Source organism: Calidithermus chliarophilus DSM 9957 (assembly GCF_000430045.1).
Classification (GTDB): Bacteria; Deinococcota; Deinococci; order Deinococcales; family Thermaceae; genus Calidithermus; species Calidithermus chliarophilus.
This window is the reverse complement of record NZ_KE387027.1, coordinates 129708-155670: the sequence shown is the minus strand read 5'-3', so window position 1 is coordinate 155670 and position 25963 is coordinate 129708. Positions and strand designations below refer to the sequence as shown.

The following is a 25963-nucleotide window of genomic DNA, read 5'->3' as shown; positions in this document are numbered from 1 at the left end:
CGTGGCCCACAGGCTGGCCCAGGCCTACCGGCAGGGGCTGGGGGCGCGCGAGACCGCCCGGGCCCTGCGCGAGGCCGAGGCGGCCACCGGGATGCCCCTGCTGGAGGCGGTGCTGACCTTCCTGGGGAGGGCCGAGGGGCTGAAGGCCGGCCTGCTGCGGGCCTACCGGGGGGAGGAGCCCCGGCCCGCACCCGCCCAAGCGTCACCCGCCCTCCAGCGCAAGGAGAAGACCGGCCAGGCCGAGGAACCCGTCAACAAGCCCGGCGTGGTCTTCGTGGACGAGGCCAACCTGCGCCTGGCCCCCGATCCCGGCAGCAGGCTCCTGGCGACCCTCCGCTTCAACGACCGGGTGTTCGTGGTCTCGGAGGCGCCCGGGGAATGGCTCCGGGTGATCGCGGGCGGCCGGTCGGGGTACGTGGCAAAGCGCTGGGTCAAGACCAACCTGCCCGACCCCGGGTCGCGGCTCTACAAGGTGCAGAGCGGTGAGAGCGCCATCGGGATCGCGCAGCGCTTCTACCAGGACCTGGTGCGGCCAGGCCAGGACCTGCGCTTCTACGTCAACGTCCTGGCCTACGCCAACCCGAAGGCCGTGCAGGGCCAGAGCGGGGACTGGCGGCGGGTGGGCTTCCAGGCCGACACCCTCATCTGGGTCCCCAGCCCTGCCTTCGCCCAGACCCTCAAGGGGGTGGTGGGCGACGGCTCCATCACCGGCGGCCTGTGGGCCAAGGCCAAGAACCTCGGGGATCACCTCGAGGACGTCGTGAGGTCGGTGCTCGAGTCGCCACAGTACCTGGGCGAGGTGCTGGGCGAGCTGGTCCAGCTCGCCAAAGACCACTGGCCCGAGATCGTGGCGACCACCGTAGCCTTGGTCGGCGCCGAGCTCGTCGCCGGAGCCCTGGCCGCCGCCCCCGATCCCACCCTGGTCACCAAGTTCCTGGCGATGGCCCTGCAGGGCGTCGTTATCGCCGTGGCGGGCGCGGGGTTCGTGCTCTCGCTCGAGCAGGCCGTCCAGCACGGCCAGGCCTGGATCAAGGCCGCCTGGGCCGCCAACGGCGACCCCAAGCGACGCGCCGAGGCCTCCAAAGCCTTCCTGCGCATGGTGGGAAGCATCCTCGGCGCCCTTCTGGCCGCCGCCGGTGTTCGGGGTAGCTGGGGCAAGCTCCAGCAGTACAGCCAGGTCAAGGTCCCGCCCCGCTCCCAGCCCGGGGGCGAGGTCGTCACCCCCGAGGGCCAACGGGTCCAGCTAGGCCAGACCCCCGAAGCAGCGGCACCCGCCCAGCTCCCCCCGGCCCTCGCCAAGCTCCCGGACGCCCAGCGCCAGGCCCTGCTGCGCATGGCGGGCAACGACGCCCGGCAGCTCGAGCGCCTCCTCGGCAAGGTCCCCGACCCCCTCGAGCTGAAGGCCCTGCTCCAGATCACCCGCAGCCCGGCGACGCTCGAGCGCCTGCTCGCCGAGCACCCCGCCGCCCGCGTGTCCCGGGCCCTGCGCGAGATGGACCCCTGGAGCATCAGGCCCGAGTTCGTGGAGGAGCTGGCGAGGCTTAAGCTCGAGTACCCGGTGCAGACCAGGAACCTGACAAGAGAGGAACTGGCTCTCTTGCAAGACCCCAAGACCAGGAACGGGATGCTCGACCAGCTCTACCAGGGCAAGATGCCCCTCAAGCTGGCCGAGCTCAGCGAGGCGGAGCGCCTGCGCGACGCGCAGTTCGGGGAGCGGTACAGGAGGCTGCTGCTGGCGATGCTGGAGGAGGAGGAGTACGTTTACCGCTATGTGCGAGAGGCTGTCGCTAGGCGTTATGCCGAGAAGGGGCGGATTGACAGGCCTGGGTTCATGACAAACGTAGGGACCCTGAGCCCTGAAGAGGCCGCATACATGTCACAAATTGAGGGTCGTTGGTATCAGCAACAGCCATGGGACATTGGAAATCCTGATGGGCTACCCCAAGTGGTCATTAAAATTCCTAAGAACGCCCTAAAACTAGACAGCATTGAAGTTCCTCGCCCCACGGGCAATAATCTCGATGTTGCTAACTGGGAGCTAACCACAAGCGCCTATCCAAGCGCCGGCAAAGGTGGTGCATTGCAGTTCATGGCTGAGACTACCAACTTCGACGAGGCTTGGATAATCCGGCTGAAAGAGCCTAAAGTACGAGGGAGGAAGTAACGGTGAAGGAAGCCGCCCAATCGTCCAAGCAATATTTCCATACTGTACGTGGCAAGACCATCGCCGAGGTGTACAAAGCAGCGAATAACCCGGAGGAAGTTACAGACGAGATGATCGATCACTTCTGCCTGCAGGTGCTGAAGTCCTACCCGGCCATCCCCGAGGAGGACTACCCCTGGATGCTCGAGCACGTCCGAGAAGACGCCCATCTTTTTATCCAGGAATTCCCCTGGCAATACTTCAAAGAATTGGCTGAGTATCGTAAAAACCATCATGGCAAAACTTATGATGAAAACATTCTGATTCCTGCAATCATGCGGGCGGCAAAAGTCATCTAATAACTACTAACTACCGTGCGAAGAAGCGGCCTACACTTCCCAGTTGGAGGGCCGCTGGTACGGATTCACCGGCGGGCTGCCCGAGGTGGTCATCAAAATCCCCAGGAAAGCGCTGATCGATGAGTCCATCCGTGTCCCCAGGCCCACAGGGGATGCAAGGGTCATCGCCAACTACGAGTTCACCACCTCGGCCTATCCCACGGCGGGCAGAGGAGGGGCCTTGCAGTTCAAGGCAGAAACATCGACATTTGACCCAGCTTGGGTGTCCGAGTTGAACCGTAGAATCAAGGGGAGGAAATAGCAATGCCTAAGGAACCCAGCTATGAGATCAAGAGCTGGCACCACACGATCAAGGGGCACACCCTGGCCGAGATCTTCAAGGCTGTGGACCGCCGCGAGCAGGTGAGCGGCGAGCTCGTCGACCGGCTGTGCCTGCAGGTCCTCAGGACCTACCCCGAGATCCCCGAGGAGGACCACCCCTGGATGCTCGAGCACGTCCGTGACGGGGTGGACACCTTCCTCCACGCCGCCAACTGGGACTACTTCAAGAAATTAGCCCTTCACGCAAAATCTCCTGACCTATTGGTAAACACCATCATGCGGGCCGCCAAAATTTTGTAGGTGGGTTGCTCGGCTATCTACCTACCCGACCCCGAGGCGAGGAGGGGCCTTGCAGTTCAAGGCAGAAACATCGACATTTGACCCAGCTTGGGTGTCCGAGCTAAACCGTAGGATTAAGGGGAGGAAGTAACGTGGACGTGAAGGAACCTTCAGAGCTGACCCATAGCCACTACCACGTGGTCAGGGGCAAGACCCTGGCCGAGATCTTCAAGGCTGTGGACCGCCGCGAGCAGGTGAGCGGCGAGCTCGTCGACCGGCTGTGCCTGCAGGTCCTCAGGACCTACCCCGAGATCCCCGAGGAGGACCACCCCTGGATGCTCGAGCACGTCCGTGACGGGGTGGACACCTTCCTCCACGCCGCCAACTGGGAATACTTCAAGGGGCTAGCAAACAAGCGCAAAGACTACGACGGCCCGACCTTCGATGACATGGTGCTGATCCCGGCCATCATGCGGGCGGCCAAGATTCTATAGGGGTAGCTCGGGGAAGCAGGCGTGAAGGAAGCTTCCAGAGAATCCCAACGCAAATACCACGGCGTCAAGCAGGCCGAGTAGGCCCTGCGGGGGGTACTGCGGGGGGTACCGCCGGGCGGCCCACGAACTGGCCCGGGCCTACCGGCAGGGGCTGAGCGCCGGCGAGACTGCCCACACCCTGCGCGAGGCCGAGGCGGCTACCGGGGTGCCGCTGCTGGAGGCGGTGCTGACCTTCCTGGGGAGGGCCAAGGGGCTGAAGGCCGGCCTGCTGCGGGCCTACCGGGGGGAGGCGGAGGCCCCCCAAGCTGCCACAGCCCCCGCCCAGCCCGCCCTCTGAAGATCCACCGCGCGCCCGACGGGCGGCTCTCCGCGCTCTACAGAGTGACGCCGGGCAGCGGGATCACCTGGAGGATGACCGGCGCGGTCCTGCCGAACGGCAGCTTCTACCTCGAGCGCGCCGACCACGGGGCCTTGGTCCGGGGCCGGTACCAGAACGACAACACCCTGCTGGTGGATTACGTCAGGATCGTGGGCGAGCGCGACCCCAGCCCCAAGCCCGACGACCGTAAGGACCTGGTTTTCGATAACTTCGTGCTGCGGCCAACGACAGAAAGCCCGCTGGGGCCTGAACCTACACGCCAGGAGTCGTCCCGTACACCCGCACCCGGTCCCTCTCCCGATAGCAGGGGCGATCAACGTCAGGACATGGACTGGGGTGGGCTCGAGAAAGCGGTCCTAAAAGCCTTACCGGAGGCCGCCAAGAAAATGGGCAAGCCTTCCAACCCCGAAGCCATTCGCCAGTTCATCCCCCATGTCAGGACAATCCTGGAAGCCAGTAAAAACGCCGGGGTCACCGACCCTGCTCACATTGCGTACATCGTCGCTACTGCGGCTTGGGAATCGAACATGGGAAGATCGCTGACAGAGCTTTACAGTGGGGCTTCCGCATACGCGTATTTCGAGGCGAAGTACGGGCCAAATCCTAGCATTTGGGACGATGATTACCAGATTTATCGCCTACCTAGGAACGACTCTGCACGGCTCCAGCGATTCCTTGAGGAGCGCAGGCAGCGCAACCTCAACGAGCTGAAGAACACCCAGCCGGGCGACGGTTACAAGTACCGTGGCAGGGGATACGTTCAGATCACCGGCAAAAGCAACTACATGAAGTGGCAACAGATTATCGAGGAAGAGGGCTTCACTGTCAACGGCGTCACCCCGAACATTGTCGAAGACCCGGACGCGGTAGTTCGATACCCTCAACTGTCGGCATTAATCCTCGTGGAAGGAATGCGTGCTGGGACTTTCCGTCCAAGAAGGCAAGCTCCACAGAACTCCCTCGACGGTCGCTTGCCAAAAGGAAAGCAGCCCGACCTTCAGGACTTCATAGGGGCCAGACAGATTGTCAACGCCAGCCTCCATGCAGAGCAGGTGGCCATTAGCGCAGAGATGCTGTATTCATCTCTCCGCGAGTTAGGCAAGTCCGAGCCCGACAAGGCCGACAAACCTCAACAGCCTGCCAAGGTTGAGGGTTTGGTAGTACGCCCCCTTGCGGAGCGACAAAAGCTACTTGACTCCAAGGCCGACGGCTTGACCAAAGAGGAGCGGGACGAGCAGGGTAAAGGAATCCCTATAGGGTCACTCGACGGGGTTGAAGGGTTCTACCACGGGCTGGCAGAAGGCGACTCTTACGGTCCTAACCATTTGAATGATACATACATGGGGCAGAAATGGCAGTGCGTGGAGTTCGCACGTAGGTATTACTGGCTTATTTACGGCCACATGTTGGCTGGCTTGGGCTATGGCACTGGGGCCATCAAGATGTACACAGAGGGCCTCAAAGACGGGGAGATGGGTTACTCCGGCCTGGCGCAGTACCTCAACGGCAGTCCCACTAAGCCCCGCAAGGGCGACCTCATGGTGTTCGCGACAGGGAGCTACGGCCATGTGGCCGTGGTGGCTGAGGTATCCGATGAACACGTCACCGTGGCGCAGCAAAACGTGGGCATTGAATTTACGACCAACTTCCGTTTGAAGAAGACTATCGAAAACGGGAAGGAGTGTTGGACCGTAGATCCGTACGAGAACTTTGTCCCCAAATGCTGGCTCAGAAAGGTATAGAAATGAGGTACCGCAGCCTGATCATCTATATGGGCATAACCGTAGGCATAGCCCTGGCCGTGGGGGCTTTGACCGTCTCCCGGCGGCCCCCAACCGGGCGCACGCCGCTGTTCGGCACCGCCGGCTCGCTGCGCGGGACGGACTTCTGCCAGAAGTACGGCTGCGACTACGAGGGAGCAGAAGGTATAGAAAAGATCCTCCACTTCTTTAGGCTTCTGCGCGATTCTACAGGAAGGTCTTCTCAGCCGGCACTAGTAACGCTCGTGAAAGATCTTGAGGGGCGGGTCATTCAAGCTGAGCTGCGTTTATTCGGCACCGACGACCCCGAAGAAATGCCAAGAATTGTTGATCACCGCATGGTTCAGGACTTCATGCTCCTCATGGTTGGCAACCTGGGCGGTTTTCAGGATGGCCCAGCTCCCTTCTTCGCCAGCCTGTGCGGGGCCGATAGCGACGGGATCTACATGCAGAAATTCATGTTGACCAAGGGGCGGTTTCCAAACGGCACACCCTACTTCATCTACTGCCTTTTGCCGGAGGAGTCGAACGCCGCTTACGCACCTGACAACAGCATCGTTTGGACGGTCAGCATGACCGATGAGGAGTACCGTAGGCGCTGAGCTGTCGAGGTATGAAGCCTAGCTCGCGCCCGACCCTCGAGTTCAGGACCGGGGACCTCGGCGCGACTACCCCGCCTCGGAGAGCCCCCGGGCCAGCACCGCGCCCACCAGCAGGATCCACATGGTGAGGTAGAAACCCACCATCGCCAGCAGGAACCCGGCGATGGGGCCGTAGAGCACCTCGTAGTACTGGGCACGGGGGAGGAGCAAGGGTAGCCCCAGCCGCATGCCGTCCCAGGCCAGGGCTGCCGCTCCCGCCGCCACCACCGCGGCGCCGAGGCGTGGGGCGGGCAGGGGCAGCAGGGTGTAGGTGACGAGGAAGAGCAGGAAAGCGCCCAGCAAGGGCAGGATGAACTCGAGGCCCCCCCGCAGGATCCCCAGCTCGGGGGGCAGGTAGCGCAGCAGGAAGGACAGCGCCAAGCCCCCCAGCGCCAGCAGGATCAGGGCCAGTCCCAGCAGCAGCGGGGCCAGCAGGGCGAGCACCCTCGAGCGCACGTAGCGCCAGACCCGCTGCCCGGCCCGCAGCAGCTTCTGCCCGGTCATGGGGGTATAGCCTTCCATGGGGGTGGGCAGTTCGGCCTGGTGCAGGTGGGGGGCGAGCCCGCCGAAGATGATGCCCAGCGCGTAGGCCAGCGAGGCGAAGAAGCCGCTCGAGGCCCACAGCAGCACCAGCAGGCTGCCCAGCGTGATCGGGAAGGCCCCGCGGGTGAGGAAGCCCACCAGGCCGTTGGCGAGCTCGGGCTGGGTGGGCAGCAGGTAGACGGTGAGCTCGACGAGGCGCACCAAAAAGGCGTCGCGCAGGCCCTCGTTGCCCGAGAGCACGAAGCCGAAGACCCCCACCAGCAGAAACAGCAGGGGCATGAGGCTGAACAGCGCGTAGTAGGACAGGGCCGCCGCGAAGAAGGGGATGTGGGCGTTGGTGTAGGCCCGGACCATCCGGGAGAGCCGGGGGTTCATGGCGCGGTGTGCTCGAGGTTCACTCCCGCACCTGCCCGTCGCCCAGCGCGATCCACTTGGTGGTGGTCAGCTCGCGCACCCCCATCACCCCGTAGGCGTGGAGCTTGCTGGTGGAGATGCCGATCTCGGCGCCCAGGCCTAGCTGGAAGCCGTCGTTGAAGCGGGGCGAGGCGTTGACGAGCACCAAGGAGGCGTCCACCTCGCGCAGGAAGCGCATGGCGTGGGCGTGGTCGTTGGTGCAGATGGCCTCGGTGTGGCGCGAGCCGTAGCGGGCGACGTGGGCGAGGGCCTCCTCGAGGGAGTCCACGACCTTGAGGGTGAGGATCAGGTCGAGGTACTCGGCCGACCAGTCCTCCTCGCCGGCCGCCTTGACGCCCGGCAGGACCTCGCGGGTGCGTTCGCAGCCGCGCAGCTCGACCCCGGCGCGGGTCATGGCGGCCTCGAGCCGGGGCAGGAACTCGGGCGCGGCGGCCGCGTGGACCAGGACCTTCTCGAGCGCGTTGCAGGTGCTGGGCCGCTGGGCCTTGCCGTTGACGGCGATATCCACAGCCTTATCCACAGGGGCGCCGTCGTCCACGTAGAGGTGGTTGACCCCTTCGGCGTGGGCCAGCACCGGCATGCGGGCCTCGCGCCGCACGAGCTCGATGAGCTCCTTGCCGCCGCGGGGGATGAGGAGGTCGAGCAGGCCGCCCAGGTGGCACAGCTCGAGGATGGCCGCGCGGTCGGTGGTGGGGACGAGCTGGACGGCCTCGGCGGGGAGGCCGGCCTGCTGCAGCGACTCCTGCAGCAGCCGCACCAGCGCCTGGTTCGACCGGAAGGCTTCCTTGCCCCCGCGCAGCACGATGGCGTTGCCCGCCTTGAGCGCGAGGGCGCTGGCCTCGACGGTGGCGTTGGGGCGCGACTCGTAGATGAAGCCGATCACGCCCAGCGGCACCCGCATGCGGCCCACCTGCAGGCCGTTGGGGCGCAGGGTCAGGCCCTCGATCTCGCCCACCGGGTCGGGCATGTCGGCCACCTGGAGCAGGCCGGTCACGAGGTCGTCGCGCACCCTGGGCGTGAGCCTGAGGCGGTCCAGCTTGGCCTTGGAGAGCCCCATGGCCTCGGCGGCCTCGAGGTCGTGGCGGTTGGCGGCCTCGAGGGCGTCCCAGTCGCTGTGTAGCCGTGCCGCCGCCTGCCGCAGGGCCTGGGCCTTGGCCGCCGGCGAAGCGCTCGCCAGCCTCCGGGCGGCCTCCCTGGCCCGCTGGGCCATCTCCACGATGGAACGGTGCCCGATCTCGCCGATCATGCCCTCGAGTTTACCCGAAGCCCCGAGCCCTTTCCCTCAGGGGCTGAGCGCGGCCAGCTCGCTGGCGAGGGCGAAGTAGTCGCGGTGGATCACCTCGTCGGAGTGCTTGTAGCCCAAAATGGCCTCGAGGTCGCGGCTCTTGGCCCCCTTGACGCGCTCGATCTCGGCGGAGCTGTAGTTGACCAGCCCCACCCCCACCAGGTTGCCCGCGGGGTCGAGGCAGCGCACCGGCTCCCCCACCCCGAAGCTGCCCCGCACCGCCCGGATCCCGGCCGGCAGCAGCGAGGCCCCGCCCTCCCGCAGCGCCCGGGCGGCCCCGGCGTCCACCACGATCTCCCCCGCCGGCTTGGGGAGCTGGTACAGCCAGAGCTTCTGCCCGCTGTAGCGGCGCTGCCCCGCCGCGAAGAAGGTGCCCACCGGCTCGCCGCGCAACGCCTGCAGCACCGCCCCGGGGCGGGTGCCCGGCAGCAGCAGCATGGGGATCCCGGCGGCCTGGGCTTTCTCGGCGGCCAGCAGCTTGCTCCGCATGCCCCCGGTCCCCACCCCGTTGGGGTCGGCCCCGGCCATCCGCAGCACCTCGGCGTCCACGCGCTCGACGTAGGGCACCGGGCGGGCGTGGGGGTTGTGGCGGGGGTCGGCGTCGTAGAGGGCCTCGATGTCGGAGAGGATGACCAGGAGGTCGGCGCCCACCAGCGAGGCGATGAGGGCGGAGAGCTGGTCGTTGTCGCCGAACTTGATCTCCTCCACCATCACGGTGTCGTTCTCGTTGATCACCGGCACGATGCCCCACTCCAGCAGCGTCTCGAGGGTGTGGCGGGCGTTGAGGTAGCGGTGGCGGTGGGCGAGGTCCTCGGCGGTGAGCAGGATCTGGGCCACCCGCAGGTCGTACCAGGCCAGCGCCTGCTCCCACAACTGCATCAGCACCGGCTGCCCCACGGCCGCCGCCGCCTGCTTGCCGGGCATGGTCTTAGGCCGGGCCTTCAGCCCCAGCCGGGCGACCCCCGTCGCCACCGCCCCCGACGACACCAGCACCACCTCGCGCCCCTCGCCGCGCAGCCGGGCGACCTGCTCGGCGATGGCGATCTGCCTCGAGCGCCCCTCCCTACCGCTCAGCACCGCGCTCCCCACCTTGAGCACGACACGGCGGTACTGCGGCAGGGGAAGGGGGGTGCGCTCCGGCGTCATCCTGAGCCCAGGATAACACCCGTTTTCGGCCTGCTGAACGCCTGCGCTATGACCTGAGTCAGGATTGTCGCCCCGTCCAACTTGCCCATGGGTATTCTGCGGTCTCTGGTACGATGGGGCGTACGGGAGGGAAACCGTGAAACGTATTCCGTTGGTCGCGCTAGCTATGGGCTTGTTGATGCTTCTTACCGCATGCCCGATGAACAAACCCCCTACCATTGGCTCCTTTAGCCGCACCCCCGGCTCGGGCCCCGCCCCTCTCCAGGTGACTTTTTCATGGAGTATCTCTGATCCTGATGGCAACGCGCTGACCTGCAAGCTGGACGTGAACAACGACGGCACCTTCGAGTACACCCTCAGCAACTGCACCTCCAGCTCGACGCGCCAGCACACCTACAACGCCGCGGGCAGCTACGTCGCCAAGCTCGTCGTCAGCGACCCCAGCGGCCTGGAAGATAGCGCGACCGTATCGATCACCGTGAACCCGCCCGCCGATGACCCCTACGACATCACGCTGCGCTTCACCGGCAGCCCCACCCCCAGCCAGCAGGCCGCCTTCGAGGCGGCGGCGGCCAAGTGGGAGCAGGTCATCACCCAGGGCTTCGCCAGCACCAACCTCACCATCCCCGCCAACGACTGTGAGGACGGGTTCTCCGCCTTCAACGGCTCCGTTGACGACATCCTCATCGACGCCGCCGTGGTGCCCATCGACGGGCCGGGCCAGATCCTGGGGCAGGCCGGGCCGTGCTACGACCGCAACCCCGACCGCCTCACCCTCTACGGCATCATGATGTTCGACTCCGCCGACCTCGCGCAGCTCGAGGCCGACGGCCAGCTCGACGAGGTGATCTTCCATGAGATGGGCCACGTGCTGGGCATCGGCACGCTGTGGAACTGGCAGCGCAGCCTGCTCGTCGGCGCGGGCACCAGCGACCCGCGCTTCGTGGGCGCCAACGCGGTGCGCGAGTGGCAGGCGCTGGGCGGCGCGGGCAACGTCCCCGTCGAGAACACCGGCGGGGCCGGCACCCGCGACAGCCACTGGCGGGAGTCGGTCTTCAACAACGAGATCATGACCGGCTACCTCGACAGCGGGGCCAACCCCCTGAGCCGGGTGACGATCGGCTCCTTGCAGGACATGGGCTACACGGTCAACTACGCCGCCGCCGACCCCTACAGCCTGCCGGGGCTCAAGGCCTCGAGCGCCGCCAAGACCCCGCTCAACATCATCCTGCTCAAGCCCAAGGGCACGGTGCAGTAACCCGAACCCCTTCGAGCCCGGGGCCGTATCGGTCCCGGGTTTCCGCTTATAATCCCTTCGCATGGCGCTCTATGCCGTGGATAAACCCCTGGGCCTGACCTCCCACGACGTGGTGGACCTGGCCCGCCGCCACCTGGGCACGCGCCGGGTGGGCCACACCGGCACCCTCGACCCCCTGGCCTCGGGGGTGCTGATCCTGGCGAGCGAGGCCTCGACCAAGCTGGTGCCCTACCTGTCGGCCGAGGACAAGGAGTACCTGGCCTGGGTGTCCTTCGGGGCCACCACGCCCACCCTCGACGCCGAGGAGCCCCCGCCGTCGGCGGAGCCCGTGCCCTTCGGGCGCAGGGACGTCGAGGCGGCCCTGCCCTACTTCCTGACCCTCACCGAGCAACTGCCCCCGGCCTACTCGGCGGTGAAGGTCGGGGGGGTGCGGGCGTACGAGGCGGCGCGCAAGGGGCACGAGCTCGAGCTCGCCCCCCGCCCGGTGCGCTACATCAGCCTCGAGCTCCTCGCCTTCGACCCCGCCCCTACGCCCTACCGCATCGGCCCCACCGTCAACGGCTGGAGCCTGCAGGAGAAGGGGCGAAAGGTCGAGCTGCCCCGGCTCGAGGGCCCCTTCCCCACCGCGGTGATCCGGGTGGTGGTAGGCTCGGGCACCTACATCCGCTCCTTCGCCCGCGACCTGGGCGAACGCCTGGGCGGCAAGGCCTTCCTGTCGGGCCTGGTGCGCACGCGGGTGGGCAACGTGGGCCTCGAGCGCTGCCAGAACCCCCGCGCCATCGACCCCAAGCAGACCCTGGGCGAGCTCGAGGCCCTCTCCTGCCCCGTGGTCGAACTCTCCCACGCCGAGGCCCGCAAGGTGCTCGAGGGCATCCCCCTCCCCATCCCCGCTCGCGGCGTGGTAGCCCTGGTAGACCGCCACCGCCGCCTGCTCGCGATCGCTGAGGGAGACGGGTTCAAGCTGAAGATCCGGCGGGTGTTTAAGGGGGAGGGGTAGGCTGGGCGCGGGTCGTGCGTTTTAGGTCGTACGTCCTGCGTCGTACGACGTACGCAAGACGCCTTGGCCCTGGGCCCTCGACGAACCACACGCCATGGGCCTCCCGCTGATCGCTGACCGCTTAAGCTATACCCATGTCCTGGAAAGACGCCTACCAACGCCTGAGCTTCGCTGAGCCCGAGGAAGGGGTTCTCGAGGTCATCCTCTCGAGCCCTGGCCGTCTCAACGCTGCCGACGCCGAGATGCATCGCGAGATGGCTTACGTCTGGCGCGACATCGACGCCGACGAGAGCGTCAACGCGGTGCTGGTGCGCGGGGAGGGCGGGGCCTTCTCGGCGGGGGGCGACTTCGAGCTCATCGAGGAGATGATCGCCGATTACGAGGCGCTGGTGCGGGTGTGGAAGGAGGCCCGCGACCTCGTGTACAACGTGATCAACTGCTCCAAGCCCACGGTGGCGGCGCTCGAGGGGCCCGCCGTGGGGGCCGGGCTGGCGGTGGGCCTGCTGTGCGACATCACGGTGGCCGGGAAAACCGCCCGCATCCTCGACGGGCACACCCGGCTGGGGGTGGCCGCGGGCGACCACTCGGCCATCGTCTGGCCCTTGCTGGTGGGGCTCAACAAGGCCAAGTACTACCTGCTGCTCAACGAGCCCATGAGCGGCGAGGAGGCCGAGCGGCTGGGGCTGGTCTCGCTGTGCGTGGAGGACGATCAGGTCTACGCCAAATCCCTCGAGATCGCCCGCAAGCTCGCCAAAGGCTCCCCCACCGCCCTGCGCTGGAGCAAGTACGCCCTCAACAACTGGCTGCGCCTGGCCGGCCCCACCTTCGACACCTCACTCGCGCTCGAGTTCCTCGGCTTCCTAGGCCCCGACGCCAAGGAAGGCCTGGCCTCGCTGAAGGAAAAGCGCAGGCCGAATTTCCAGAAGAAAGCGCCGCTATAGGCCGTTGGCAAGGTGTAGGAGGCCTGTGGCGTGTGGCTCGTGGCGTGTAGTTGACCCCTCCCCGTCCCTCCCCGCATGCGGGGAGGGTTTATCCCCCTAGCCCCCCTTGCTAAGGGGGGCAAAGAAGGGGCGTCTTGCGTCTTGCGTCTTGCGTCTTGCGTCTTGCGTTTTGCGTTTAGCTATCGGCCATCAGCTATTGGCTATCGACTATCGACTATCGACGTCCTTCAGTCACGGAGCCCCCGGATCGCAATTGAACCCCGCCCGCAGATCGAGCATCCCGTCGCCCACCAACTGGCGGAACACCAGGCCGCTGAGCGGGTCGCGGGTGGCCCTGGCCCGGAGCTTGAGCTCGACGGAGGCGGGGACGAGGTCGGGGCAGGCGTTGCGCCAAAGCGCCAGGGCGCCCGTGACACAGGCGGTGGCGAAGGAGGTGCCGCCGTAGGCAGCCAGGGCGGTGAGCCCGGGGGCGGAAATCTCGACGTGGGGCCCGGCCGTGCTGCTGGGCATGCGCTCCCAGGTGCCGGGCTCGTATGGCGAGGGCTGCAGAGCTGCCACGCCCAGCAGGCCCTCGAGCTCGGGGGCGTAGTGGGCGGGGAAGTGGGGCAGGGCGCCGTAGCCCTGGGCGCCGTCGTTGCCGGCGGAGGCGGCGGCGAGGGCGTTCTTCTGCAGGGCGAAGGCCAGCAGCACCCGCAGGGGCTCGATGGGCTTGGGGCTGCCCAGGCTGTAGTTAAGCACCAGCGTGCGCAGGGCCCTGAGGTCGCGGCCGCCGCTCGAGACCCGCGACAAGGCCCAGCAGGTCCCCCGGATGAGGTGGCTGGCCCGGCACAGGCCCTTCTCGTCGCAGACCCGCACCGGCAGGACCCGGGCCCTGGGGGCCAGGCCGGACCTCTCGCCCGCGATCAGGGCCGCGACGGGCGTGCCGTGCAGGGCGCCGCCGTTGCCGGGGACCTCGCGGGCGTCGGGGTCGTTGCTCACGAAGTCGAAGCCGGGGAGGAGCCTCGAGCCGAAGTTGTCGAGAACCCCGTCGGTGACGCCGGTGTCGAGCACCGCCACGGTGACCCCGGCGCCCGCGCCGCCCTCGAGCCCGGGCCTCCAGCCGACGGCCTCGCGGTAGTCCGGGGGGGCCTGCACGAGGGCGGGCGCGTCGGTCCAGCCGGAGCTGTGGCTGTCGTCGACGGCCAGCACGAAGTCGTTCTGGGCGATGCGGGCGATGGCCTCGTTGAGGCGGACGCCGTCGACTTCCAGCAGCGCGAACGCCCCCTCGCAGGGGCCGAGCTCGGCGGGTGCGGCGAGACCGGGGCCAGGTGGCGGCACCGCTTCGCACCGCCGGAGCGTCTCCGCCGCCACGGCCCCGCCGAGCACCTCCCGCTCGACCCGCTGGTAGAGCTCGTTGGGCGCGGTCCGGCCTTCGCGGAAAGGGTTGAGCGTGCGGTGGAACTCGAGCACCCGCGCCCTAATGCCCTGCCGCTCGAGGCCGCCGAGCAGCCGGGCCAGGTCGCAGGGCGTCGCCGTGGCCTTGAACAGCACCGAGATGCCCGTCTCGGGCCCTAAGTCGAGGCGGGGATAGGGCGTCTGGGCCCAGGCCACAGCCGCCAGCCATAGCAGCACCGCGATAAACCCCTTCCGCATGCGCAGACCTCCTGGAGCAAACCGGACGCCCGCCGTCGCGGGTCGCCTCAAGACTGCACCTTCGCCCCTGACTGCGCCCTGACCGCCCGCAGCTCCTGGCGGAAACGCTCGGCGTAGTCGTGGTCGCCGGCTTCCTCCAGCAGCAGCACGGCCTCCTCCAGCGCCGAGGGGTTGCCGGTGAGCTGGGAGATGTTGGCCAGCACCAGCGCCAGGTTGCGCAGGTCGCCGGTCTCGCGGGCTGAGGCCATGGCGCGTTCGAAGGCCTCGAGGGCAGCCTCGGGCCGCGCCTGCTTGTTGAGCACCGAGCCCAGGTTGTTCCAGGCCAGCACCGCCACGGCCAACAGCCCGGCCTCCTGCGCCCAGGTGATCGACTGCCGGTAGGCGTCCTCGGCCCGCTCCCACGCCTGCTGCCGCTCGAAGACGAGGCCTAAGTTGAGGTAGGCCCCGGCCCGCAGGCGCAGGTTGTCGCGGCTGGCTTCCAGCACCTCCTGGAAGGCCTGCTCGGCCTCCTCGCCCATCTCGAGCCGCGTGAGCGCGGCGTTGTTGAGCGCCCCGGCCCGGCGGACGGGGTCGCCCAGGCTGTAGAACAGGGCGGCGGCCCGGTTGAAGCGGTCGAGGGCCTCGTCGAACTGCTTGCTGGAGAGGAAGACCTTGCCCAGGGTGTTGTGGGCCTCGGCGCGGGCCTCGGTGCCCCCCTGCAGGGCGGCCTCGGCGGCTTCGCGGGCCTCTTCGGGGCGGCCCAGGCGCCACAGCAGCACCCCCTGGAGGGCCAGCAGGTCGGGGTGTTCGGGCAGGGCTTGCAGGCTCTCCAGCGCCTCCTGGTAGCGGCCGGTGCGCTCGAGGCAGCGGGCATACAGCAGCCGCACGCCCGGCCCCGGGGGGGCCTCCTCCAGCACCTCGGCGGCCTTCTGGGGGAAGCCGCGCCGCAATAGCTCGCGGGCCCAGGCGGTGTAGGCCTGCTCGACCTTGGGCAGGTCCTCCGCCTCCCACAGCAGCCTCGAGCGCCGGTAGAGCGGGAAGGCCTCGAGCCCGCCGCGCTGCCGGGCCAGCCGGAGCGAGAGCGCGGCCTGGAGGGAGGGCTGGCCCTCGAGGTAGTCGAGCACCGGGCGGCGCACCCGCAGGCGGCCCGAGGGCTCGATCAAGGCGGCGGTGACGAGCTCCTCGAGGGCTTCGGCCATGCGGGGGGCCTCCAGGCTCAGGGCCCGCCGGGTGAGCACCAGGTCGGGCTCGTCGAGGAGCGCGAGGGTCAGGAACACCTCGCGGGCCACGGGCGAGAGGATCGCCAGGCGGGCCTCCAGGGCGGTCTCGAGCGGCTCCTCGCGCAGGTAGGCCTCCACCAGCGCGGGCAAGCCCCCGGTCTGCTCGAAGGCGCCGGGGAAGTCGCGCAGGGCCTCGGCCGTGAGCGGCCCCAGCTCCAGCAGCAGGTCGGGCCCGAAGGCGGGGGGCTCGCGCGAAGCCACGATCACCGCGGGGCCCCGCCCCAGGCCCCGCAGGCGGGTCAGCAGCGCCCGGCTCTCGGGGTCGGCCCGCTCCCAGTTGTCCAGCAGCAAGGGGCCCCGCGCCTGGCCGAGGTGGCGCAGCAGCGCCTCCTCGCCCTGCCCCAGCGCCCCGCGCAGCAGGGGCTCGAGCGTCGCGTAGGGCAGCCCTGGGCGCCCCGCCAGGTACTGGCCGCTGCACGCCCGTAGCAGGGCGCTCTTGCCGATCCCGCTGCCCCCCCGAACCCAGGCCCACTGGCCGGGCCCCAAGGATCGCAGGGCCTCGAGCTCGCGCTCGCGCCCCACCAGCACCCGGCGCAACTGCACGCGCGCGTCCTCCGGGCGCTGCTCCAGCCGCAGCCCCAGGCCCTCGGCCTCGCGGCGCACCTCGCCCAGCAGGAAGCTGTTGCCCGCCAGCAGGAGGGGGTACAGCCGCAGCAGGTCCTCGGGCTCGAGGGCGGGCGCCGCCCGCAACTGGTAGGCCTGCTCGGCCAGCTTGGCGGCCTGGTCGAAGCGGCTGCGGGTCGCCTCCTGCTCGGCCAGCGCGAGGTAGGCCTGGCGCACCTGCCCCGCGACGTGCTCGCGCTGGGTGTAGACCCACTCCTCGAGCTCGGCGCTCCAGTCGGGCAGGTAGAGCCCCTCGAGGAAGGGCCCCCGGTACAGCGCGATGGCCCCGGCGTAGTCGCGGGCCTCGAGCGCCGCCTTGAGCGCGTCGAGGTCGTTGTCGAGGCGGGCCCACGCCCGCACCTCGTCGGCCTCGACCGCCCCGGGAACGCCCTTGCGCAGGCGGGTCAGGGCCACCGAAAGGCTGTTGAGGGCGTCGGCGTTGTCGGGCCAGAAAAGCTCGGCCAGATGCCGCCGTTCGCTCGGACCCTCCACCAGCAAATACGTCAGCAGCAATAGGGGTTTTAAGCGGCCGAAGTCGGAGTGCTCGAGCTCGAGTCCGCCCAGGGTGCGGAGGAGCATAGGCCCATTGTAGGCGCTCGTCTCCCGGGATGCGCTCCAAGTCCTTCAGCAAAAGCTAAGGCAGCGGTCAGGCTCCGGTCATGCTGCCTTGCCATGCTGGGCTTAGCTGCCAAGCCATTCGGGAGGAAGCTATGCTGAAGCCTATTCGCAAACCCCAACGCCCCTATACCGTCGCCACCCGCCGCTGGAGCCGTTCCCGCCTGCCCGCACGGGTTTTATTGCTGCCGAGCAGCCTAAAGAACTAAAGCGTTGACACTCCCATGGATAAATCCGTGGGATTCTTGGGCTCACCACTGCGCCCGGTACGGGCGTCTTACACGGTGATGCACGGCATTTCGACCGTCTCCTCGAGCGTGACTTCCCGTGTGCCCCACGCCCCGCCACGGCGTGGCGGGAAGTTTGGACGTTGATGCACGGCTTGGTTTTCGCCGCACGCGTCCGAGGTCTACGCTACAGGTTTTACCCGCCCAGCGCTTCGTGGGCGGAACCCCCTACCCCGCCCCGCCAAGGCGGGGCGGCAAGGACCCCGGAGACTGCTGTCTCCAAGGGCGATTGGAGCACATCAGCCGCCCGCCATGCCACGTCCGCCAGAGGCGGACGTGGGGGAGTCCTCGCCACGGCGAGGCGAGGACTCCCCCACACCCCCTCGCTTTTATAAGCGGTCAGCTATCAGCGGTCAGCCATCAGCGGGAGGCTCGTGGCTCGTGGCTTGTGGTTCGTGGCTTGTGGTTGACCCCACCCCAACCCTCCCCGCGTGCGGGGAAGGAATATCCCCCCCAGCCCCCCTTGCTAAGGGGGGTAAAGAAGAGGCGTCTTGCGTCTTGCGTCTTGCGTCTTGCGTTTTGCGTACGGCGTAGGACGTACAACGCCGGGCGCGGCTATCAGCTATCAGCTACCCCACGGGCTCAAAGTCGAAAACCACCACCTCCGCGTCGCAGAACGTGCGCACCGGCAGCCACGTGGTGCCAAGGCCCCTCGAGACGAACCCCGCCGCGGGGGCGCGGTGGAAACCCTGGGCGAAGCGGGTGCCGTACCTCGAGGGGGCGTGGACGGCGCCGATCAGCGGCAGGCAGACCTGGCCGCCGTGGGTGTGGCCGCAGAGGGTGAGGCTCACCCACTCGGGCACCTGCGGCAGCAGGTCGGGGTTGTGGCTCAGCAGCAGGGTGGCCGCGTCGCGGGGGGCGTCCCGGAGCGCGGCGGCGAGGTCGGGGTTGCCGTGCCAGAGGTCGTCCACCCCGGCGAGGTAGAGGTCGGGGCGCAGGCGCACGCCGCGGTTGGTCAGGAGCTCGATCCCGGCGCGCTCGAGCTCCGTGGTCAGGCTCGAGAGCCAGGCCCGGCGGTCGGCGTTGTCGACGGAGTGCGAGTAGTCGTGGTTGCCCAGCACCCCGTAGACGCCCAGGGGGGCCTCGAGGCGGGCCAGCTCGTCGCCGAGGGACCGCAAGGCTCTGGGCCGCGTGGCCTGGTCCACGAAGTCGCCGGTGATGACCACCAGGTCGGGGCGCTCGGCCAGGGCGACAGCCACCCAGCGGCGCACCGCCTGGGCCGGGTGCTGTTCGCCGAAGTGCAGGTCGCTCAGGTGCGCCACCCGCAGCGGCTGGCGCAGCCCCGGCAGCCCGTAGCGGTGGCGCGAAAGCTCGAAGCCGCGGGCCGAGGCCAGGCCGTAGGCCCCCAAACCCGTTCCTCCCAAGACCCCAAGGCCCAGCAGGCCCAAAAACGCGCGTCGGTTCATGCTCCCCTGCTCCCTCTAGACTACCCCGTAAGCTAAAAAGCGTATGCACCTCGAGCGTGCCCAGTTCCCCGATGACTTCGTGTGGGGCACCGCCACCGCCGCCTACCAGATCGAGGGGGCCGTGCGGGAGGACGGGAGGGGCCCCAGCATCTGGGACACCTTCAGCCACACCCCCGGCAAGACCCGCGCGGGCGACACCGGCGACGTCGCCTGCGACCACTACCGCCGCTACCGCGAGGACGTCGCCCTGATGCAGGGGCTGGGCGTCAACGCCTACCGCTTCTCCGTCGCCTGGCCCCGGGTCTTCCCCGACGGCCGCACCCTCAACCCCAGGGGGCTCGAGTTCTACGAACGGCTGGCGGACGCGCTGCTGGAGGCCGGGATCACGCCCTGGGTCACCCTCTACCACTGGGACCTGCCCCAGGCCCTGCAGGACCGGGGAGGCTGGGCCAGCCGCGGCGTCGTGGACGCCTTCGTGCGCTACGCCGACGCGGTGACCAGGCGCCTGGGGAGCCGCGTGCGGCACTGGATCACCCTCAACGAGCCCTGGGTCTTCAGCTTCCTGGGGCACGCCACCGGGCAGCACGCGCCGGGGGTGCGCAACGTCCCCCGCGCGGTCCAGGTCACGCACCACGCGCTGCTGGCCCACGGGCGGGCCGTCCCGGTGATCCGGGCCAACGTGCCGGGCGCGCAGGTGGGCATCACCAACAACTACATGCCCGTCGAGCCCTTCAGCGCCACCCCCGCCGACCAGGCCGCCGCCCGGCGGCTCGACGGCGTGTTCAACCGCTGGTTCACCGACCCCCTCTTCGGCCGCGGCTACCCCGAGGACACCCTGCGGGTGTTCCGGCTGGGGTTTCCCGGCTTCCTGCAGGGCCCGCTCTTCCCGCCGCGGGTGCTGCCGGGCGACCTCGAGGCCATCGCCGCCCCCCTCGACTTCCTGGGCGTCAACTTCTACACCCGCTTCGTGGCCCGCGCCCGGCGGGGAGGCCAGCCCCTGGGCACCGAGCAGGTCAGGCCCGAGGGCGAGTACACCGCCATGGGCTGGGAGGTCGTGCCCCACGTCCTGCGCGACCTGCTCCTCCGGCTACACCGCGACTACGCGCCCAAAGCCCTCCTCATCACCGAAAACGGCGCGGCCTACCCCGACGTCCTCGAGCAAGACGCCGTCCACGACCCCGCCCGCACCCGCTACTTCCAGCTCCACCTGGCTGCGTGCCTCGAGGCCATAAACGCGGGCGTCCCGCTGAAGGGCTACTTCGCCTGGAGCCTGCTGGACAACTTCGAGTGGGCCGAGGGCTACTCCAAGCGCTTCGGCCTGTACTACACCGACTATCCCACCCAGCGGCGGGTGCTCAAGGACTCGGGGAAGTGGTGGAGGGGGTTTTTGCGGGGGAGTGGTAGGGTCGCTGAGCGCTGAGCGCGGGTCGTACGTCGTACGTCCTACGCCGTACGCCGATAGCCGATAGCCGATAGCCGATAGCCGATAGCCGATAGCCGATAGCTAAACGCAAAACGCCAGACGCCTTGTCCCCCCCTTGGCAAGGGGGCTAGGGGGGGTAAACCTTCTCCGCCTGCGGGGAGGGAAGGGGCGGGGTGAACCACACGCCACAGGCCACGAGTCACGCGACTTTTGCCTACCGTCTTCCCTATTCCTGCCGGCGGTAAACCCTCAGGCTATACCGCAACCACTCGATCCTGCCGTCCTTGCCGCGCAGGAACTCGAGGCGGGCCCCCTCGAGCTGGCCTTGGGTGATCACCAGGCGGTCGGGGTCGTAGAAGAGGGCGGGCGATGGGGGCGGGGGGTCGGCGGGGGTTTCGGTGATGCCGGAGCGGTCGCCGGGGGTGAAGCGGAACTCGAGACCTTCGGCCGTGGGCACGAGCTCGATGGCGTTGCCCATCGCGCCCTCCACGTAGCGCCCGGCGTACTCGGCGAGCTCGGCGGCGGGGCGGGGGGTGGGCTGGGGGGCCGGGGGCTCGAGGCCCAGCAGGTGCTTCTGGACCCAGGCGGTGAGGCCGTTGTTGAGGAAGCGGCCGTGGTCGGCGTTGGTGAGGATGGTGCAGGCGAAGTTGCGTTCGGGGACGAACCAGAAGGCCGACATCTGGCCGTTGGTGGCCCCGCCGTGGCTCACCACGCGCACCCCGCTCACGTCGCGCAGGAAGAAGGAGAGGCCCATCTCCTGCCCGTCGGCGGCCGGCACCTGCGGGGTCTGGAGCAGCCGCATGGACTCCGGCGAGAGCACCCGCTCGCCCTGCTCGTTGCGGCCGTCGCCCAGGTGGAATCGGGCGTAGCGGAGCTGGTCACGCACGGTGGAGGAAAGGCCGCCCACGGCGTTGGCGTTGCGGGCTAAGGCCCAGGGGCGGGCGATGGTGCGCTGCCCGTCGCGCAGCAGGTGCCCCACGGCGAAGCGGTGCAGCATCACCTCCTCGGGGAAGAAGAAGCTGTGGCTCAGGCCCAGCGGCTCGAGCACCCACTCCCGGCAGACCCGCTCGTAGGGCTGGCCCGTCACCGCCTCGACCACCCGCCCGGCCAGGGCGAAGCCGGCGTTGTTGTACGACCACAGCCCGCCCAGCGGGGCCAGTTGCCGCAGGCCGGCCATGGCGGCCACGTACCTCGCCAGCGCGTCGTCGCCGTCGCCGGTGCGCACGAAGAGGTCGCCGGCCCAGCCGCCGGTGTGGGTGAGCAGGTGGCGCAGGGTGACGCGGCCCGCCGCGTCCTCGTCCTGCAGCTTCAGCTCGGGGAGGTAGCGCCGCACGGGCACGTCGAGCTCGAGCTTCCCCGCCTCCACCAGCCGCAGCACCAGCGTGGCGGTGACGGTCTTGGTGGTCGAGCCGATCTGGAAGAGGGTCTGTGGGGTGACCGGCAAGGGGTGGTCCTGGCTGGTCACGCCGAAGCCCTCGGCCCATTCTTCCCCGTCGTGCCAGATCCCGATGGCCAGGCCGGGGACCTGGTGCTGCTCCATGCCTGCGCGGACCTGCTCGGTGAGCGCGGCCAAGTCGCTAGGGTTCATGGAGCCATGCTAACGCCTGCGCCAGGTCGTGCTAGGTGCGGTCCTCGAGCTCCGCCTCCGGGGCGTGGTGCTCCACCGAGTCGATCCCCTGGTCCCGCGCCGCCGCCGAGCTGTAGGTTTCGCTGTGCCCGAGCACGCGACCGTTGGCCCCCTTGAGCACGAAGTAGGGGCGGCCGTCGCTCGAGGTAAGCCGCTCGTAGCGCGCGTCGATAGGCGCGTTGATGCGCACCGAGGCGATGCCCGCCAGCGCCGCGTCCTTGCTCATGTAGCGCTCGCTGGTGAGCACGACCTCGCCGTTGGCGGCCTGGAGGTTGAACAGGTACTGCCCGTCTGCCGTATGCTGGAGCACGAATTTCCCGGCCATAATTCCTCCTCCGGTCTTGCGTCCTCTGTAGGATACGGCGGCGGCGTGGCTTAAAGTAAGGAGATATGCGACTGCAGCAATTTCTCGCTCGAGCCGGTATCGCCAGCCGCCGCAAGGCCGAGGAGCTGATCCGGGCCGGACGCGTCACCGTCAACGGCCAGGTGGCCGACCTCGGCAGCAGCGTGGGCGAAGGCGACGTGGTGCGCTTCGACGGCGAGCGGGTGCGGCTGCCCCAGCGCAAGGTGGTCATCGCGCTGCACAAACCCGCCGGCGTCACCACCACCAAACAGGACCGCCACGCCGAGCGCACCGTCTACCAGCTCGTGCCCGACGTGCCGGGGCTGCACCCGGTGGGCCGCCTCGACCGCGAGTCGGAGGGGCTGCTCCTGCTCACCAACGACGGCGACCTCACCGAGCGCCTCACCCACCCGCGCTACGGGGTGCGCAAGGTCTACCGGGCCTGGTGCCGGGGCGGCGAGGTCTCCCTGGCCGCCTGCAAGCGCCTGGTGAGCGGGGTCGAGCTCGAGGACGGCCCCGCCAAGGCCCTCGAGGCCAAGCCCATGAACGGCGGCGCCCGGCTGGTCATGACCGAAGGCCGCAAGCGCGAGGTGCGGCGCATGCTCAAGGCGGTGGGCTACCCCGTCGAGCGGCTGGTGCGCACCCAGATCGGCATGCTCGAGCTCGGCGGCCTCAAGCCCGGAGAGTGGCGCTACCTCGGCCCCGAGGAGATCGCCGCCCTCACCGCCGAGCCCCCCAAGCCCAAGCCGCAGCGCCCGAAGCCGCAGCCGTCCGAGCCCGCCCGGGAGGCCCGGCGCCCCAGGCCCCACCCGGCGCGCGAAAAACCCCGAAGCACCCCGGAAGCGCCCGCCAAACCCCGCAAGGAAGCCCCGCAGCCCAAGCCTCGAGCCGCAGCGTCCGAAAACCCCGCCGATCGGAACCGGACCCAAAAGCCGCGCGAGGCTCGAGTAAAATCGCAACGTGAGCATCTTCCATCCCGGAAAGGGAAGCGTTCAAATCACTGAAGCCGAGATCCAGGCCCGCATCCGAGCCCTGGGCGCTGAGATCGCCCGCGACTACGCCGGCCAGGAGCCCCACCTGGTGTGCGTGCTCAACGGGGCCTTCATCTTCATGGCCGACCTGGTGCGCGCCATCGACCTCCCCCTGAGCATGGACTTCCTGGCCGTCTCCTCCTACGGCAACTCCACCCGCACCTCCGGCGAGGTCGAGGTGCTCAAGGACCTGCGCATCCCCATCGCCAACCGCCACGTGATCGTGGTGGAGGACATCGTCGACACCGGCATCACCCTCAACTACCTGCTGCGCATGCTCGAGGCCCGCCAGCCCGCCAGCCTCAAGGTCGCCGCCCTCCTCTCCAAGCCCGCCCGCCGCCGCGTCGAAGTCCCCATCGACTACCTGGGCTTCGAGATCGAGGACGCCTTCGTCTACGGCTATGGCCTCGACCGGAGCCAGTTCGACCGGAATTTGCCGTTTATTACGTCGCAGGGGGATTAGGGTCGATAGTCGATGGCCGATAGCCGATAGCCGAACGCTGAACGTCGAATGCTGTGGGGACGCAATGTCTTGCGTCCCCATGGAATTTTGCCTTGTGCTTGGCTGCCGAGCCACGGCGCCGTAGGCTGCCCAATCCTGCGTGCCCTCGAGCCCCTGAAGGGGTAGACTCTTGTTTTGTTGAGGGTTCGCCCATGAAGACCTACCGCTACCTGGACCTGATCACCGCCCTGTTCGTGGTGGTCCTGATCGTCTCGAACATCGCCTCGACCAAGGTGGTCCTGCTCGGCCCCTTCACCTTCGACGGCGGCACCATCCTCTTCCCCCTGGCCTACATCTTCGGCGACGTGCTCACCGAGGTTTACGGCTACAAGCGCAGCCGCCGCGTCATCTGGATCGGCTTCTTCCTGCTGATGCTGGCGGCCCTGACCTTCGGCCTCGTCAACCTCCTCCCCACCCCCGCCGACCCGCAGAGCCAGGGCACCGCCCAGGCCTTCTCCATCATCCTGGGCCTGGTGCCGCGCATCGTGCTGGGCAGCCTGGTGGCCTACTGGGTGGGCGAGTTCGTCAACAGCTTCATCCTCGCCAAGCTCAAGGTGGCGACCCAGGGGCGCTGGCTGTGGGTGCGCACCATCGGCTCGACCCTGGTGGGCCAGGGCCTCGACACCGGAATCTTCCTGCTCATCGCTTTCTACGGCGTGTGGGACAACAGCCTGTTGTGGACAGTGTTCGTCTCCAACTACGTCTTCAAGGTGGGGGTCGAGGTGCTGTTCACCCCCCTCACCTACGCGGTGGTGGGCTTCCTCAAGAAGCGCGAGGGCGAAGATTATTACGACCGCGATACCGACTTCAACCCCTTCGCGCTGGGCCGATAGCTGAACGCCGATAGCCGATAGCCCATAGCCAAACGCCCTTTCCTTACCCCCCTTAGCAAGGGGGGCTGGGGGGATATCCCCTCCCCGCCCGCGGGGAGGGATTCCTTTCACCACGAGCCATAAGCCTCCTGCCGCCCGCTGACGGCTGAAATTACCGCTTGCTGCTCCGTGCCCTTCCTGGACCAGGGCTCCCGCCGCGCCGTCTTGCGTTTGGCGGCTTTCAGACCCAGCTCACCGCGCCGAAGGTGTCCTCGCGGCGCGGGCTGGTGGAGAACATCACCACCGGCACCCCGGTGTACTCCTCGATCATCTCGATGAGGCTGAGCACGCTCTTGGGCAGGGCCTCGCGGGTGCTGATGCCCGCCAGCTCGCCCCAGCCCTCGAGCTCGGCGTAGCGCACCCCATCGGGGGTGTGCTCGACCCCCACCTTCACCTTGGGGAAGCCGCTGAGCACGTCGAGCTTGGTGAGCACCAGGCCGTCGAAGCCGTTGACCTCGCAGGCGTACTTCAGGAGCGGCAGGTCGAGCCAGCCGGTGCGGCGGGGCCGGCCGGTGGTCACGCCGAACTCGCCGCCCTTCTGCCGCAGGTGCTCGGCCTCGTCCTCGGGGAGCTCGGTGGGGAAGGGGCCGTTACCCACGCGGGTGGCGTAGGCCTTGGCCACCCCGTAGACCTTGTTGATGGCCTTGTGGTTCACCCCGGCGCCCACGATGATGCCGCCCACGGTGGGGTGGGAGCTGGTGACGTAGGGGTAGTCGCCGTAGTTGAGGTCGAGCAGGGTGGCCTGGGCGCCCTCGAAGAGCACCTTCTTGCCCTGCTTGATGGCCTCGCGCAGCATCCTGCCGGTGTCGGCGACGTGCGGGGCCAGGATCTCGCGCATGCGCCCCAGCTCCTCGAGGGCCTTCTCGAGCGAGTCCCAGCCCGCCTCGCGGGTGGAGTTGGGCTTTTCGACGAGCAGCGTCTCGACCCGCTCACGCAGCACCGCCTCGTCGAGCAGGTCGCCGGCGCGGATGCCCACCCGCCGCGCCCGGTCGGAGTAGGCCGGGCCGATGCCGCGCTTGGTGGTGCCCACGAAGTTGTTGCGGCTCTCCACGTGCTTGTGGTGCGGCAGCACCAGGTGGGCCTTCTCCGAGACCAGTACCCTAGGCTCGAGGCCCTCCGCCCGGATGTTGCCCATCTCCTCGGCGAAGCGGAAGGCGTCGATCACCATGCCGTCGCCCAGCACGTTGGTGGCCTGGGGGTGGATCACGCCGGTAGGCAGCAGGTTGAGCTTGAAGGTCTTGCCGTGGGCCACCACGGTGTGGCCCGCGTTGGCCCCGCCCTGGTAGCGCACCACGTAGTCGGCGTCCTGCGCGAGGGCGTCGGTGACCTTGCCCTTGCCTTCGTCGCCCCACTGGGCCCCGATGATCGCGATCCCTGGCATACCGGCCCAGTTTATCCAACCG

Annotated in this window: 24 protein-coding genes; 15 read left to right on the top strand and 9 right to left on the bottom strand. The window is 68.4% G+C overall.

All coding sequences use genetic code 11. From position 1 onward, the window contains the following. From MEICH_RS0117775 to MEICH_RS0117740, 8 genes are all read left to right on the top strand, one after another. Positions 1-2164 (top strand): SH3 domain-containing protein (locus MEICH_RS0117775; protein WP_169730704.1); only part of this gene is annotated, 2164 nt, incomplete at its 5' end. 2 nt (positions 2165-2166) lie between these two features. Further along, a complete protein-coding gene (locus MEICH_RS25900) occupies positions 2167-2502 on the top strand; it encodes a hypothetical protein (protein ID WP_036219676.1) in 336 nt (111 codons plus the stop codon). A 43-nt stretch (positions 2503-2545) separates the two neighbouring features. Beyond that, positions 2546-2803, top strand: coding sequence for a hypothetical protein (locus MEICH_RS0117765; protein ID WP_027893704.1), 258 nt, complete (start codon positions 2546-2548; stop codon positions 2801-2803). A 2-nt stretch (positions 2804-2805) separates the two neighbouring features. Continuing rightward, positions 2806-3123, top strand: coding sequence for a hypothetical protein (locus tag MEICH_RS0117760; protein WP_027893703.1), 318 nt, complete (start codon positions 2806-2808; stop codon positions 3121-3123). A gap of 131 nt (positions 3124-3254) precedes the next feature. Then, positions 3255-3596, top strand: a complete 342-nt coding sequence (locus MEICH_RS0117755) for a hypothetical protein (protein WP_027893702.1) — start codon at positions 3255-3257, stop codon at positions 3594-3596. 205 nt (positions 3597-3801) lie between these two features. Then, positions 3802-3933, top strand: coding sequence for a hypothetical protein (locus MEICH_RS30525; RefSeq protein ID WP_275052630.1), 132 nt, complete (start codon positions 3802-3804; stop codon positions 3931-3933). Between the two features lie 74 nt (positions 3934-4007). After that, positions 4008-5717 carry a CHAP domain-containing protein gene (locus MEICH_RS27390; RefSeq protein ID WP_051304326.1) on the top strand — a complete coding sequence of 570 codons (1710 nt, stop codon included), beginning with the start codon at positions 4008-4010 and terminating at the stop codon, positions 5715-5717. 2 nt (positions 5718-5719) lie between these two features. Then, the gene (locus MEICH_RS0117740; protein WP_027893701.1) at positions 5720-6337 is read left to right on the top strand and encodes a hypothetical protein; all 618 of its coding nucleotides are present in this window, start codon (positions 5720-5722) and stop codon (positions 6335-6337) included. A 66-nt stretch (positions 6338-6403) separates the two neighbouring features. Here MEICH_RS0117740 and MEICH_RS0117735 read toward each other — a convergent pair whose 3' ends face one another. The 3 genes from MEICH_RS0117735 to proB are packed head-to-tail and all read right to left on the bottom strand — an operon-like array spanning position 6404 to position 9764. Continuing rightward, on the bottom strand, positions 6404-7294 hold the full coding sequence (locus MEICH_RS0117735) for a YhjD/YihY/BrkB family envelope integrity protein (RefSeq protein ID WP_027893700.1): 891 nt from the start codon (positions 7292-7294) through the stop codon (positions 6404-6406). 19 nt (positions 7295-7313) lie between these two features. Next, positions 7314-8579, bottom strand: coding sequence for a glutamate-5-semialdehyde dehydrogenase (locus MEICH_RS0117730; RefSeq protein ID WP_036219673.1), 1266 nt, complete (start codon positions 8577-8579; stop codon positions 7314-7316). Positions 8580-8615: 36 nt separating this feature from the next. Continuing rightward, entirely contained in the window at positions 8616-9764 is a 1149-nt protein-coding gene (gene proB, locus MEICH_RS0117725; protein WP_036219670.1) for a glutamate 5-kinase, read from the bottom strand. Between the two features lie 199 nt (positions 9765-9963). On the opposite strand from proB, the gene MEICH_RS25890 reads away from it, so the two are divergent. The 3 genes from MEICH_RS25890 (at position 9964) to MEICH_RS0117710 (ending at position 12960) form a co-directional block, all read left to right on the top strand. Then, entirely contained in the window at positions 9964-11022 is a 1059-nt protein-coding gene (locus tag MEICH_RS25890; protein WP_169730703.1) for a leishmanolysin-related zinc metalloendopeptidase, read from the top strand. Positions 11023-11083: 61 nt separating this feature from the next. After that, positions 11084-12019: a tRNA pseudouridine(55) synthase TruB gene (gene truB / locus MEICH_RS0117715; protein WP_027893697.1), complete on the top strand. Its 936-nt coding sequence runs from the start codon at positions 11084-11086 to the stop codon at positions 12017-12019. A 134-nt stretch (positions 12020-12153) separates the two neighbouring features. Further along, positions 12154-12960, top strand: coding sequence for an enoyl-CoA hydratase/isomerase family protein (locus MEICH_RS0117710; RefSeq protein WP_027893696.1), 807 nt, complete (start codon positions 12154-12156; stop codon positions 12958-12960). A gap of 231 nt (positions 12961-13191) precedes the next feature. Here the strand turns inward: MEICH_RS0117710 and MEICH_RS27385 are convergent, their stop codons facing one another. From MEICH_RS27385 to MEICH_RS0117695, 3 genes are all read right to left on the bottom strand, one after another. Beyond that, entirely contained in the window at positions 13192-14592 is a 1401-nt protein-coding gene (locus MEICH_RS27385) for a S8 family peptidase (RefSeq protein ID WP_051304324.1), read from the bottom strand. Positions 14593-14639: 47 nt separating this feature from the next. Then, positions 14640-17033 carry a tetratricopeptide repeat protein gene (locus tag MEICH_RS30520; RefSeq protein ID WP_027893695.1) on the bottom strand — a complete coding sequence of 798 codons (2394 nt, stop codon included), beginning with the start codon at positions 17031-17033 and terminating at the stop codon, positions 14640-14642. A gap of 892 nt (positions 17034-17925) precedes the next feature. Then, on the bottom strand, positions 17926-18762 hold the full coding sequence (locus MEICH_RS0117695) for a metallophosphoesterase (RefSeq protein ID WP_027893694.1): 837 nt from the start codon (positions 18760-18762) through the stop codon (positions 17926-17928). Positions 18763-18805: 43 nt separating this feature from the next. Between MEICH_RS0117695 and MEICH_RS0117690 the strand changes: the two genes are divergently transcribed. Further along, positions 18806-20182, top strand: coding sequence for a GH1 family beta-glucosidase (locus tag MEICH_RS0117690; RefSeq protein ID WP_027893693.1), 1377 nt, complete (start codon positions 18806-18808; stop codon positions 20180-20182). 229 nt (positions 20183-20411) lie between these two features. Here the strand turns inward: MEICH_RS0117690 and MEICH_RS0117685 are convergent, their stop codons facing one another. After that, positions 20412-21773, bottom strand: a complete 1362-nt coding sequence (locus MEICH_RS0117685; RefSeq protein ID WP_027893692.1) for a serine hydrolase domain-containing protein — start codon at positions 21771-21773, stop codon at positions 20412-20414. Positions 21774-21804: 31 nt separating this feature from the next. Beyond that, positions 21805-22137, bottom strand: a complete 333-nt coding sequence (locus tag MEICH_RS0117680) for a YegP family protein (RefSeq protein WP_027893691.1) — start codon at positions 22135-22137, stop codon at positions 21805-21807. Positions 22138-22202: 65 nt separating this feature from the next. Between MEICH_RS0117680 and MEICH_RS0117675 the strand changes: the two genes are divergently transcribed. The 3 genes from MEICH_RS0117675 (at position 22203) to MEICH_RS0117665 (ending at position 24521) form a co-directional block, all read left to right on the top strand. Next, the gene (locus MEICH_RS0117675; protein ID WP_027893690.1) at positions 22203-23159 is read left to right on the top strand and encodes a pseudouridine synthase; all 957 of its coding nucleotides are present in this window, start codon (positions 22203-22205) and stop codon (positions 23157-23159) included. Continuing rightward, positions 23122-23649 carry a hypoxanthine phosphoribosyltransferase gene (gene hpt, locus MEICH_RS0117670; RefSeq protein ID WP_027893689.1) on the top strand — a complete coding sequence of 176 codons (528 nt, stop codon included), beginning with the start codon at positions 23122-23124 and terminating at the stop codon, positions 23647-23649. The genes MEICH_RS0117675 and hpt overlap by 38 nt, the downstream gene beginning before the upstream one ends. Before the next feature lie 191 nt (positions 23650-23840). Then, positions 23841-24521, top strand: coding sequence for a queuosine precursor transporter (locus MEICH_RS0117665; RefSeq protein WP_027893688.1), 681 nt, complete (start codon positions 23841-23843; stop codon positions 24519-24521). A 220-nt stretch (positions 24522-24741) separates the two neighbouring features. On the opposite strand, the gene MEICH_RS0117660 is transcribed toward MEICH_RS0117665, so the two are convergent. Further along, positions 24742-25941: an adenylosuccinate synthase gene (locus tag MEICH_RS0117660; RefSeq protein WP_027893687.1), complete on the bottom strand. Its 1200-nt coding sequence runs from the start codon at positions 25939-25941 to the stop codon at positions 24742-24744. Positions 25942-25963: the final 22 nt, after the last annotated feature.